This window comes from Bosea beijingensis (genome assembly GCF_030758975.1).
Lineage (GTDB): Bacteria > Pseudomonadota > Alphaproteobacteria > Rhizobiales > Beijerinckiaceae > Allobosea > Allobosea beijingensis.
Genome location: NZ_CP132359.1, coordinates 2088634 through 2099936 on the forward strand (window position 1 = coordinate 2088634; position 11303 = coordinate 2099936).

An 11303-nucleotide genomic window follows, 5' to 3' on the forward strand; every position below is an offset into this window, starting at 1 on the left:
CGGACGAGGTTAAGATTCTCGTTCGGGGCGTTTACTTTTTACTTTGAGCCGCGAAAGCCTCGGCCCGGATCGTCGAGAGCGACTTGGCCGGGGTGATTGCCTCGGGATCGAGCAGGCAGTGGATGATCGCGGGCTTGCCGCTCTTCACCGCGCGCTCGAAGGCCGGCGCGAACTCTTCGGTCTTCTCGACACGTTCGCCATGGCCGCCGAAGGCCTTGGCGTAAGCCGCGAAATCCGGGTTCTTCAGCGTCGTCGCCGAGACGCGGCCGGGATATTCGCGCTCCTGATGCATGCGGATCGTGCCGTACATGCCGTTATCGACGACGATGACGATGACCGGCAGGTCGTATTGCACGGCGGTTGCGAAATCCTGGCCGTTCATCAGGAAGCAGCCGTCGCCGGCAAAGGCGATGACGGTGCGCTCCGGGAAAATCCGCTTGGCGCCGATCGCGGCCGGCACGCCATAACCCATCGAGCCGCAGGTCGGCGCGAGCTGCGTCGCGAACTTGTTGAAGCGGTGGAAGCGATGCACCCAGGTCGCGTAATTGCCCGCGCCGTTGCACATGATGGCGTCCTCGGGGAGCTGGCTGCGCAGCCAGCGCACCATCTCGCCGGGGTGGAACTCGCCGGGCACGGGCGCCGGCTGCTCGCTCCAGGCGATATAGGCTTCATGCGCGGCAGCGCCGGCGCCCTTCCAGGCGGGGGCCTTGGGCGGCTCGATCGTCTTGAGCGCGGCGCAGAAGCCGGCGGGTGAGGCGTTGATCGCCAGCGTCGGACGGTAGACCCGGCCGAGCTCTTCCGGATCGGCATGGACATGGACCAGCGGCCGGCCCGGATTGGGGATGCCGAACAGGGTGTAGGACTGGCTCGGCATCTCCGAGAGGCGCCCACCGACCAGCAGGACGAGGTCGCTCTCCTTGATGCGGGCGAGCAGCTTCGGGTTTGGGCCGATGCCGAGATCGCCGGCGAAATTCGGGTGGTCGGCGGGGAAAAGCATCTGCCGGCGGAAGGAGACCGCGACGGGCAGGTCGAAACGCTCGGCGAAAGCCTGGAAATCGGCGATCGCCTCCGGGCTCCAGCGCGAGCCGCCGAGGATCGCGACCGGCGACTTGGCCGCGGCGAGGCGCTTGGCGAGATCGGCCATCTGCGCCGGGGCAGGGTGCTGCTCTGTGACCTGATAGGGCTCGGCGTCGGCGACATCGGCGAGATCGATCAGCACGTCCTCGGGCAGCGCGATCACGACCGGGCCGGGGCGGCCCGAGGTCGCGACATGGAAGGCGCGGCTGATGATCTCCGGGATGCGTGCGGCATCGTCGATCTCGGTCGCCCATTTGGTCATGGTGCCGAAGACGGCGCGGTAGTCGAGCTCCTGGAAGGCCTCGCGCTCGCGCATGCTGCCGTCGATCTGGCCGACGAAGAGGATCAGCGGGGTCGAATCCTGATCGGCGATATGGATGCCCGGCGAGGCGTTGGTGGCGCCGGGGCCGCGCGTCACGAAGCAGATGCCGGGCTTGCCGGTGAGCTTGCCGGCGGCTTCCGCCATCATGCAGGCGCCGCCCTCGGCCCGGCAGATGGTGACCTGCATCGAGGCGTCGTGCAGCGCGTCGAGCACGGCGAGATAGCTCTCGCCCGGCACGCAGAAGGCGTCGGTGGCGCCGTGGATCAGAAGCTGGTCGACGAGGATCTGCCCGCCAGTGCGATTAGCCATGCTGCGGCCCTCCCCAGGCCGGGTCGTTCAAAATGTCGTCGGCATGTTCGCCGAGCCGCGGGCTCGGACGTCCCGTCACTTGCCGCACGCCGTTCATGATGATGGGCGAGGCGACGGTCGGAATGTGGCCCGCTTTTGCGGCGTCACTCGGCAGGTCGACCCTGACACCGCGCGCGATCACCTGCGGGTCGGCGAAGACCTCGCCGATATCGTTGATCGGGCCGGCCGGTACGCCGACCTTCTCCAGCGCTGCCAGCAGATCGAGCTTGGCATAGCGCTGGCAGAGCAGATGCAGTCTGGCGGTCAGCGCGACGCGGTTCTTCACCCGCGATTTGTTGTCGACGTAATCCGGGTGGTCGGCCAAAGCCGGCTCGCTCAGCACCTCGCAGAGCTTGCGCCACTGCCCGTCATTGCCGGTCGCGATGATGATATGGCCGTCCGCAACCGGGAACACGTCATAGGGCACGATGTTCGGATGGGCGTTGCCGAGCCGCGGCGGCGGATTGCCGCCGACGAGGTAGTTCATCGCCTGGTTGCCGAGCACGGCGACCTGCGAGTCGAGCAAGGCGAGATCGAGCGTCGCGCCCTCGCCGGTGGCGTCGCGCTGGCGCAAAGCCGAGAGGATGCCGACCGTGGCATAGAGCCCAGTATAGATGTCGGCGACCGCATAGCCCGCCTTCATCGGCGCGCCCGCGGGCTCGCCGGTGATCGACATCGCCCCGCCCATGCCCTGGACGAGGAAGTCGTAGCCGGCGCGCGGCGCATAGGGGCCGTCCTGCCCGAAGCCGGTGACCGAGCAATAGACGAGGCGCGGGAAATCCTTGCGCAGCGAGGCCGCGTCGAGCCCGTATTTCGAGAGGCCGCCGACCTTGAAGTTCTCGATGACGACATCGGCATGGGCGGCGAGACGCCGAACCAGCGCCTGACCTTCCGGCGTGCGGAAATCGGCGGTGATCGAGCGCTTGCCGCGATTGGCAGCGTGGAAATAGGCGGCGGAGAGATGCTCGTCGCCGGTGCCTTCGACGAAGGGCGGGCCCCATTTGCGGGTGTCGTCGCCCTCGGGCGCCTCGACCTTCACGACATCGGCACCGAGATCGGCCAGGAGCTGGCCGATCCAGGGACCTGCGAGGATGCGCGCCAGTTCGAGGACGCGCAGGCCGGCGAGGGGAGAGGTCGTCATGGCGGGTTCGACTCGGGCGTCATGGTCGGACTGGGCCCGACCATCTCCGGGGAGGTTCGCGTGGGACGAGATGCCCGGGCCAGGCCCGGGCATGACGGCTGACGGTTCTCAGAAGAACGCCTGCAGGCCGGTGATCGCCCGGCCGAGGATCAGCGCGTGGACGTCATGCGTGCCCTCATAGGTGTTCACCGTCTCGAGGTTCGCGGCGTGGCGCATCACCTGATACTCGATCTGGATGCCGTTGCCGCCGTGCATGTCGCGGGCCTGGCGGGCGATGTCGAGCGCCTTGCCGCAATTGTTGCGCTTGACCAGCGAGATCATCTCCGGGGCCATCTTGCCGTCGTCGAGCAGCCGCCCGACGCGGAGCGAGCCCTGCAGGCCGAGCGTGATCTCGGTCAGCATGTCCGCGAGCTTCTTCTGGTAGAGCTGCGTCTGGGCGAGCGGCTTGTTGAACTGCTTGCGGTCGAGCCCGTACTGGCGGGCGCGGTGGAAGCAATCCTCGGCGGCGCCCATCACGCCCCAGGAGATGCCGTAGCGGGCACGGTTGAGGCAGCCGAACGGGCCCGACAGGCCCGAGACGTTCGGCAGCAGGTTCTCCTCGGGAACGATGACGCCGTCCATGACCACCTCGCCGGTGATCGAGGCACGGAGCGAAAGCTTGCCGCCAATCTTCGGCGCGGAGAGGCCCTTCATGCCCTTTTCGAGGACGAAGCCGCGGATCTGGTTGTCATGCGCTGATGACTTCGCCCAGACGACGAAGACGTCGGCGATCGGCGAGTTTGAGATCCACATCTTGGAGCCGGTCAGCTTGTAGCCGTCGGCGACCTTCTCGGCGCGGGTCTTCATGCCGCCGGGATCGGAGCCGGCATCCGGCTCGGTCAGGCCGAAGCAGCCGACCCATTCGCCCGAGCCCAGCTTCGGCAGGTACTTCTTGCGCTGCTCCTCGCTGCCATAGGCATAGATCGGGAACATCACGAGCGAGGACTGCACCGACATCATCGAGCGATAGCCGGAGTCGATGCGCTCGACCTCGCGGGCGACGAGTCCGTAGGAGACGTAGTTAGCGCCGGCGCAGCCGTACTCCTCGGGGACGGTGACGCCGAGCAGGCCGAGCTCGCCCATTTCGTTGAAGATCGAGCGATCGGTCTTCTCGTCGAGATAGGCGTCATGGATGCGCGGGGCGAGCTTCTCCTGCGCATAGGCGCGGGCCGTGTCACGGATCAGCCGCTCGTCCTCGTTCAACTGCTCGTCGAGCAGGTAGGCATCGTCCCAGGTGAACTTCGCGAGCTTGTGGCTGCCGGCCATGGTGTTCGTCTCCCTTGAACTTGTTGCGATGTCATCCCGGGCGACCGGAGGGAGACCCGGGATCCATTCCTGAACGGTTCAGGCAGGGATCCCGGCTCTGCGCTTCGCTCCGGCCGGGATGACGGCGCGGATGTTGTTAGAGCCTACCGATCACGCATCCACGTCGAAGCTGACGCCCTGCGCCAGCGGCAGGGTGGTGCCGTAGTTCAGCGTGTTGGTGGCGCGGCGCATATAGGCCTTCCAGGCGTCCGAGCCGGCTTCGCGGCCGCCGCCCGTCTCCTTCTCGCCGCCGAACGCGCCGCCGATCTCGGCGCCCGAGGGGCCGATATTGACGTTGGCGATGCCGCAATCCGAACCCTCGTCGGAGACGAAGAGTTCGGCCTCGCGCATGTTCAGCGTGAAGATCGAGGAGGACAGGCCGGCGCCGACGGCGTTCTGGATCGAGATCGCCTCGTCGATGGACTTGTACTTCATCACATAGAGGATCGGGGCGAAGGTCTCGCGCTCGACCGGGCCGCATTGCCTGGGCATCTCGACCAGGGCCGGACGGACATAGAAGCCGCCCGAGCCGACATCGACCTTCTCGCCGCCATGGACCTTGCCGCCCTCGGCCTTGGCCTCCGATAGCGCCTTCTGCATGCCCTGATAGGCGGCCTCGTCGACCAACGGGCCGACCAGCACGCCGGCTTCGCGGGGATCGCCGATCTTCACCGAGCCGTAGACCTTGGCGAGCTTCGGCACGAGCGCGTCATAGACGCTTTCATGCACGATCAGGCGGCGCAAAGTGGTGCAGCGCTGGCCGGCGGTGCCCATCGCCGCGAAGGCGATGCCGCGCAACGCGATGTCGAGATCGGCCGAGGGAGCGACGATCGCGGCATTGTTGCCGCCGAGCTCCAGGATGGCGCGGGCGAAGCGTGCGGCGAGCTTCTGGCCGACTTCCTTGCCCATGCGGGTCGAGCCGGTGGCCGAGACGACCGGGACGCGGTGATCCTGCACGAGGATGTCGCCGAGCTCGCGGCCGCCGACGAGGACCTCGGAGAGGCCGATCGGAGCTTCCGAACCAAAGCGCTTCATCGTCTTCTCGACGATCGCCTGCACGGCGAGCGCGGTCAGCGGGGTCTTCTCGGAGGGCTTCCAGACGACGCTGTCGCCGCAGACGAAGGCGAGCGCCGCGTTCCAGCACCAGACCGCGACCGGGAAATTGAACGCCGAGATCACGCCCACGACGCCGATCGGATGCCAGGTCTCCATCATACGATGGTTCGGGCGCTCGGTCGCGATGGTCAGGCCGTAGAGCTGGCGCGACAGGCCGACGGCGAAGTCGCAGATGTCGATCATCTCCTGGACCTCGCCGAGGCCCTCGGAGGTGACCTTGCCGGCTTCGAGCGTCACCAGCAGGCCGAGATCGGTCTTGGCGGCGCGCAATTCCTCGCCGAGCAGGCGCACGAACTCGCCGCGGCGCGGCGCCGGCACCTTGCGCCAGGCGAGATAGGCGGACTGGGCCCGGCCGATCGCGGCCTCGGCCTCGGCCGGCGAGGTCTCGCGCAGGGTCACGACGGTCTCGCCGGTGATCGGCGAGCGGGCCGAGAGACCGGCATCGGCATAAGCGCTCTCGGAGACGCCGAGGCGCTTGAGCAGGGCGAGCGTGTCTTTCGGCAGGGATGTGGCCATCTTTGTCTTCCAGCGGTCGCGAGCGGGAGCCGAAGGGCGCATGCCCCGGGGCACATGACATAAAGGCGCGGGAACCGAGGTCGCCGCGCTTGAGGCCGGCAGAATGCCCTCTTTCGCGTGGCTTGAGCAACCGATATGTTCTCACCACTTGATGAGAATTAATCATGGATGACGCCCTCGTTCCCGGCCGCCTTTCGGTGCCCTCGCTCTCCGCGCTCGCCGCCTTCGAGGCGGCGGCAAGGCATGGCAGCTTCACGCGGGCGGCGGAGGAGTTGAACCTCACGCAGGGCGCGGTCAGCCGGCAGGTCGCGCATCTCGAAAAGGTGCTCGGCGTCAGCCTGTTCGAGCGCGTCAAGAAGCGCGTCAGCCTGACCGCGGCCGGCGCTGCCTATGCCAACGATATTCGTGACGGTCTCTCCCGTCTCGCGGCGGCGACCGTCTCCGCCATGGCCTTTCGTGGTGCAGCCGGCGTGCTCAACCTCGCGACCTTGCCGACCTTCGGCACGCGCTGGCTGATCCCGCGCCTGCCGCGCTTCACCGAGGCGCATCCCGGCATCACCATCAACTTCACCACGCGGCTGGTGCCCTTCGATTTCGCCCGCGAGCCGGTCGATGCCGCCGTGCATTTCGGTGCGGAGAACTGGCCGGGTGCGCGGCTCCACCGCCTGATGGGGGAGGAGGTCGTGCCCGTCGCCGCGCCCTCGCTGCTGGCGCGCGTCGGCATCGCCGAGGCGGCCGACATGCTGCGCGCGCCCTTGCTGCAGCAATCGACGCGCCCGCGTGCCTGGGCGAACTGGCTGGAGCAGCAGGGACTGGCGCCGGAGCGGGCCTTGATGGGGCCGCGTTTCGAGCAGTTCGCCATGATCGCACAGGCGGCGGTCGCGGGCCTCGGCCTCGCGATCGTGCCGCGTTTCCTGGTCGAGGAGGAATTGCGCTCGGGTTCGCTGGTCATCCCGATCGACCGGCCGGTGACCGGCAAGGAGGGCTACTATCTCGTCTATCCGGAGGAGAAGGCCAATCTGCCGACCGTGATCGCCTTCCGCGACTGGCTGCTCGGGGAATGCGCGCCGGCGAATTAAGTCGACACTCGACAAGCGCCCCGCGCTCGTTCATTCATGCGCGAAATTCACCAACCCGGCTTTTCCCAGAGAAGCCGGCTGCGCGAGGCCTGCCATGCCGCCCGTCTCCGAAAGCGCCGATGTCGTGATCTGTGGGGGTGCCGCGATCGGCTCCTCCGTCGCCTATCATCTCGCCGCCGATCCCGGCTTCACGGGCAAGGTCGTGGTGATCGAGAAGGATCCGACCTACCGCTTCTCGGCATCTGCGCTCTCGGCCGCCTCGATCCGCCAGCAATTCTCCAGCGCGGTGAACATCCGCATCTCGCTCTTCGGCGTCGATTTCCTGCGCAATATCGGCCAGCATCTCGCGGTCGATGGCGAGGTTCCCGCGATCGACCTGCACGAAGGCGGCTATCTCTATCTCGCCAGTGATGCCGGCGCGCCGATCCTCGAAGCCAACCAGAAGCTCCAGGCCGCCGAGGGCGCCGATATCGCTCTCTACGATCCGGCCACGCTGAAGCAGCGCTTCCCCTGGCTCAACACCGAGGATCTCGTCTGCGGCACCTTCGGTGTCAGTGGCGAAGGCTGGTTCGACGGCTGGGCACTGCTTCAGGCCTTCCGCAAGAAGGCGCGCAGCCTCGGCGTCGAATACCGACAGGGCGAGGTCGCCGGCTATGTCACCGAAGGTGGCCGCGTCACCGCGGTTGAGCTCGCGGATGGCAGCCGCATCGCCTGCGGTGCCGTGGTCAATGCCAGCGGCACCCATGGTGCGAAGCTCGCCGCGACTGCCGGTATCGCGATCCCCGTGAAGTCGATGAAGCGCTATGTCTTCTCCTTCACCTGCAAGGGCGATGTCGACGGCTGCCCGCTCCTGATCGACACGACCGGCGCCTGGTGCCGGCAGGAGGGCAAGCGTACGGCGGAAGGCCAACTCTTCATCGGCAGCTGCTCGCCCCTGACGCCGGAGCAGGATGTCGAATGGATCGAGACCGATCCTGCCGCCGAGGATGTCGACTGGGGCTTCTTCGAGGAGGTGGTCTGGCCTTCGCTTGCGACCCGTATCCCGGCCTTCGAGCAGATCAAGCCCGGCCGCGCCTGGGCTGGCCCCTACGACATGTGCGGGCTCGACCATAACGCCATCATCGGCCCGGCGGTCGGCCTCCCCAATCTCTATCTCGCCAACGGCTTCTCCGGCCACGGCCTGCAGCAGGCGCCGGCGGTCGGGCGCGGGCTCGCCGAGCATATCGCGCATGGCCGCTATCGCTCGCTCGACCTTGCCGATCTCGGCCACGAGCGCATCGTTGCGGGCCGGCCGCTCAAGGAGGCCAACGTCATCTGACGAGGAGGCCGCCATGGTCGATCCCGCTTTCGTCCAGACCATGGCCCGCTACAATGCCTGGCAGAACCGCAGTCTGATGGCGGCTGCGGACGGCTTGACCGACGAAGCGCGCAAGCTCGATCGCGGCGCCTTCTTCAAGTCGATTCACGGCACCTTCAACCATGTTCTCTGGGGTGACGAGACCTGGCTCAGCCGTCTTGCCGGCAGCGAGAAGCCTTCCGTGGGTGGGCGCGACTCGGCTGTTTATTTCGCGGGCTGGGAGCAGTTCTGCGCGCGGCGGCGCCAGCGCGACCAGTTCATTCTCGACTGGGCGGACAAGGTCACGGCCGATTGGCTGCGAGGCACGCTGATCTGGTACTCGGGCGCGGCCGGCCGCGAGATGGGCAGGCCGCGCGGCTTTGTGATCGCGCATTTCTTCAACCACCAGACCCATCACCGCGGCCAGATACACGCCATGCTCACGGCGGCAGGCGTGAAGCCGGATGATACCGACCTGTTCCTGGTCGACGAGCCGCGCTAGGCAGGATCAGCGGCTGGCGCAGCCGGGCGACGTCTGGAACGTGTGGACGGTTTGCCGATCGCAAGCGGTCGTTTCTCGGCTTCGTCGTTCTCATCCTCATCCTTATCCGGCGGCACCGCAGCCGTCGCGTGCTGGCTGAGTTTCTGGAACAACCCGAGCCCGACGAGCGCCAGTACGGCGAGCAGCATCAGCAGGCCGGGATAGACGACATCGCCCATCGTCTCGCGCGAGGTCTTGGCGATCAGCACCAGCGATTCCAGCGAAAGCGCCACGATCATGATCGACATGAACTTGGTCAGCGAGCCCCGCGCTTCGGCCGGGCGGCGCATCTCGCGATCGGCGACGACCTCCTCCTCGAACAGGAACTTGCCGACATCGGCGACCGCGACCGCGATGATCACGAGGCCGATCCCGTCGAGCATCGTGTCGAGCGCGCCCTCGCCGGTCCAGAAGCCCTGCGACGTACGCCAGACCGCGACGCCGATCAGCACGATCGAGGCGCCGAGCAGCGCGAAGGAGATGATGGTGTAGAGCAGCCGGCTGAACAGCGTCATGTTTCCCCCCGATGCGCTTGCAGGCGACAACCACCGGCAGACCGGTGGGTTCCGTTGCGGCGGATGAGGGGTTCCGGGGTAGCGGGGCTTGCATGGCCGCTCCCATGGCGCAGCCGATTGCCGGCTACCGCGATCCATGGTCCAAGCGCTGAGTTCCGCCGGAGCGCTTCTCATGCCCGAGACGACGACCCTCATCACCTTCTCGCTGATCGCGCTCGGCATGGTGCTGACGCCCGGCCCCAACATGATTTACCTGATCTCGCGCTCGATCGCGCAGGGCAGGGGCGCCGGCCTCATCTCGCTTGGCGGCGTGATCCTCGGCTTCTTCGTCTACATGTTCTGCGCCGCCTTCGGCATCACGGCGCTGCTCTTCGCCGTGCCCTATGCCTATGACGCGCTCCGGCTCGGCGGCGCGGCCTATCTGCTCTGGCTCGCCTGGCAGGCGGTGCGGCCGGGCGGGCGCTCGCCCTTCCATGTCCGCGATCTGCCCCATGACGGGCCGCGCAAGCTCTTCGCCATGGGCTTCCTGACCAGCCTGCTCAATCCGAAGATCGCGATGTTCTATCTCGCGCTGCTGCCGCAATTCATCGATCCCGCCGCCGGCCATGTGCTCAGCCAGTCGGTCGTGCTCGGCTTCGTCCAGATCGCGATCAGCGGCAGCGTCAACGCCCTGATCGCGACGGCTGCCGGCAGCATCGCGCTGTTCCTCAGGACGCGGCCGTTCTGGTCGCTGGTCCAGCGCTGGCTGATGGGCACGGTGCTCGCCGGCTTTGCGCTGCGCATGGCGATGGAATCGCGCCGTTAGCCGCCCCGGATGTCGAGCCTGGAGACCGCATCGGAAGCCCCGCGGCCAAGCCTGCCGGACCTGTTCACCGGGTTCCTCAAGATCGGCCTGATGGGCTTCGGCGGCGTCGGGCCGGTTGCGCGCCATATCATCGTCGCCGAGCGCAACTGGCTCGACGATCGCGGCTATGCCGAATTGATGGGCATCTGCCAGGCGCTGCCCGGCGCCAATACCGTCAACGCTGCCGTGATGCTGGGCGATCGCTTCCGCGGCGGGGTCGGCGCCCTGACCTGCGTCTTCGCGCTGATGGCGATGCCGCTGCTTTGCCTCGTCGCACTCGCGAATGGCTATGACGCGGTATCCGGCCACCCGCTGGCGCAGATCGCCTTGACCGGCGCCGCCGCCAGCGCTGCCGGGCTCATTCTCGGCACAGCGCTGCGGCTTCTGACGAAGGCCGGCCTCGCGCGCTGGGCTTGGGTCATGGCCGCGGCTGCCTTCGTTGCGGTCGGCCTGCTGCGGCTGCCGATGCTGCCGACCCTGCTGGTTCTCGTGCCGCTCGGCCTTGTGGCAGCGACGCTCGGAGCGCGGCGGATCTGATGGAGCGCGGCGTCTTTTTCCAACTCATTGTCACCTTCGGCACGATCTCGCTGATGGCGATCGGCGGTGCCAATGCCGTCGTGCCGGAGATTCACCGCCAGGTCGTCGAGATTCTCGGCTGGATGGATGCGCCGACCTTCGCCCGGCTCTTCGCCATCGCGCAGACGGCGCCCGGCCCCAACATCATGCTCGGCAGCATCATCGGCTGGCATGTCGCGGGTACGGCCGGCTTGCTGGTCGCGACGGCGGCGCTCCTTCTGCCGTCCTGCCTGCTGGCGCTTGCCTCCAGCCGCGGCTTACGGCGCTTCGGCGGCAGCCGCCTGGTCAGGGTCCTCACGCTGGCGCTGGTGCCGATCGCGCTCGGCCTGATGCTGGCGAGCGGCGTGGTCGCGACGCTCGCCGCCGGTGCCGGCCTCATCGGCTATGCGATCACGGTGGCGACCGCACTCGTGACCTATCGCTCCAAGGTCAACCCGCTCGTGCCGATGGCGATCGGGACGCTGACCTATGTCCTCGCCTCGACTGCCGGCATCGCCTGAACGCTTCCCGTCTTCGGATCGTTCATTCGGGGGATGGCATGACGCCGT

The 11303-nt window shown here is 67.4% G+C and carries 11 protein-coding genes; 6 read left to right on the plus strand and 5 right to left on the minus strand.

The genetic code is table 11. From position 1 onward, the window contains the following. Positions 1–31: 31 nt before the first annotated feature. From Q9235_RS10085 to amaB, 4 genes are all read right to left on the minus strand, one after another. Entirely contained in the window at positions 32–1708 is a 1677-nt protein-coding gene (locus Q9235_RS10085; RefSeq protein ID WP_306226830.1) for a thiamine pyrophosphate-binding protein, read from the minus strand. Continuing rightward, positions 1701–2888: a CaiB/BaiF CoA transferase family protein gene (locus Q9235_RS10090; protein ID WP_306226833.1), complete on the minus strand. Its 1188-nt coding sequence runs from the start codon at positions 2886–2888 to the stop codon at positions 1701–1703. The genes Q9235_RS10085 and Q9235_RS10090 overlap by 8 nt, the downstream gene beginning before the upstream one ends. Positions 2889–2996: 108 nt before the next feature. After that, positions 2997–4193 carry an acyl-CoA dehydrogenase gene (locus Q9235_RS10095; protein WP_306226835.1) on the minus strand — a complete coding sequence of 399 codons (1197 nt, stop codon included), beginning with the start codon at positions 4191–4193 and terminating at the stop codon, positions 2997–2999. Between the two features lie 150 nt (positions 4194–4343). Next, positions 4344–5864 (minus strand): L-piperidine-6-carboxylate dehydrogenase, encoded by a 1521-nt coding sequence (gene amaB, locus Q9235_RS10100; RefSeq protein WP_306226837.1) that lies wholly within the window; start codon positions 5862–5864, stop codon positions 4344–4346. 164 nt (positions 5865–6028) lie between these two features. Between amaB and Q9235_RS10105 the strand changes: the two genes are divergently transcribed. The 3 genes from Q9235_RS10105 to Q9235_RS10115 all read left to right on the plus strand — a co-directional run bounded on the left by Q9235_RS10105 (position 6029) and on the right by Q9235_RS10115 (position 8781). Further along, on the plus strand, positions 6029–6943 hold the full coding sequence (locus tag Q9235_RS10105) for a LysR family transcriptional regulator (RefSeq protein WP_306226838.1): 915 nt from the start codon (positions 6029–6031) through the stop codon (positions 6941–6943). A gap of 94 nt (positions 6944–7037) precedes the next feature. Next, on the plus strand, positions 7038–8261 hold the full coding sequence (locus Q9235_RS10110; RefSeq protein ID WP_306226840.1) for an NAD(P)/FAD-dependent oxidoreductase: 1224 nt from the start codon (positions 7038–7040) through the stop codon (positions 8259–8261). 13 nt (positions 8262–8274) lie between these two features. Next, on the plus strand, positions 8275–8781 hold the full coding sequence (locus Q9235_RS10115) for a DinB family protein (protein ID WP_306226842.1): 507 nt from the start codon (positions 8275–8277) through the stop codon (positions 8779–8781). Here Q9235_RS10115 and Q9235_RS10120 read toward each other — a convergent pair. Further along, positions 8778–9335 (minus strand): GNAT family acetyltransferase, encoded by a 558-nt coding sequence (locus Q9235_RS10120; protein WP_306226845.1) that lies wholly within the window; start codon positions 9333–9335, stop codon positions 8778–8780. The genes Q9235_RS10115 and Q9235_RS10120 overlap by 4 nt on opposite strands. 172 nt (positions 9336–9507) lie before the next feature. Between Q9235_RS10120 and Q9235_RS10125 the strand changes: the two genes are divergently transcribed. From Q9235_RS10125 to Q9235_RS10135, 3 genes are read left to right on the plus strand one after another with little or no spacing between them, the layout of a single operon-like run. Further along, on the plus strand, positions 9508–10140 hold the full coding sequence (locus tag Q9235_RS10125; protein WP_306226846.1) for a LysE family translocator: 633 nt from the start codon (positions 9508–9510) through the stop codon (positions 10138–10140). Positions 10141–10149: 9 nt separating this feature from the next. Further along, positions 10150–10716, plus strand: a complete 567-nt coding sequence (locus Q9235_RS10130; protein ID WP_306226849.1) for a chromate transporter — start codon at positions 10150–10152, stop codon at positions 10714–10716. Beyond that, the gene (locus Q9235_RS10135) at positions 10716–11255 is read left to right on the plus strand and encodes a chromate transporter (RefSeq protein ID WP_306226853.1); all 540 of its coding nucleotides are present in this window, start codon (positions 10716–10718) and stop codon (positions 11253–11255) included. The genes Q9235_RS10130 and Q9235_RS10135 overlap by 1 nt, the downstream gene beginning before the upstream one ends. Positions 11256–11303: the final 48 nt, after the last annotated feature.

Excerpts from the sequence above, each read along its gene's own strand:
- Q9235_RS10085 (WP_306226830.1), bottom strand. The coding sequence starts at position 1,708 with ATGGCTAATCGCACTGGCGGGCAGATCCTCGTCGACCAGCTTCTGATC.
- Q9235_RS10090 (WP_306226833.1), bottom strand. The coding sequence starts at position 2,888 with ATGACGACCTCTCCCCTCGCCGGCCTGCGCGTCCTCGAACTGGCGCGC.
- Q9235_RS10095 (WP_306226835.1), bottom strand. The coding sequence starts at position 4,193 with ATGGCCGGCAGCCACAAGCTCGCGAAGTTCACCTGGGACGATGCCTAC.
- amaB (WP_306226837.1), bottom strand. The coding sequence starts at position 5,864 with ATGGCCACATCCCTGCCGAAAGACACGCTCGCCCTGCTCAAGCGCCTC.
- Q9235_RS10105 (WP_306226838.1), top strand. The coding sequence starts at position 6,029 with ATGGATGACGCCCTCGTTCCCGGCCGCCTTTCGGTGCCCTCGCTCTCC.
- Q9235_RS10110 (WP_306226840.1), top strand. The coding sequence starts at position 7,038 with ATGCCGCCCGTCTCCGAAAGCGCCGATGTCGTGATCTGTGGGGGTGCC.
- Q9235_RS10115 (WP_306226842.1), top strand. The coding sequence starts at position 8,275 with ATGGTCGATCCCGCTTTCGTCCAGACCATGGCCCGCTACAATGCCTGG.
- Q9235_RS10120 (WP_306226845.1), bottom strand. The coding sequence starts at position 9,335 with ATGACGCTGTTCAGCCGGCTGCTCTACACCATCATCTCCTTCGCGCTG.
- Q9235_RS10125 (WP_306226846.1), top strand. The coding sequence starts at position 9,508 with ATGCCCGAGACGACGACCCTCATCACCTTCTCGCTGATCGCGCTCGGC.
- Q9235_RS10130 (WP_306226849.1), top strand. The coding sequence starts at position 10,150 with ATGTCGAGCCTGGAGACCGCATCGGAAGCCCCGCGGCCAAGCCTGCCG.
- Q9235_RS10135 (WP_306226853.1), top strand. The coding sequence starts at position 10,716 with ATGGAGCGCGGCGTCTTTTTCCAACTCATTGTCACCTTCGGCACGATC.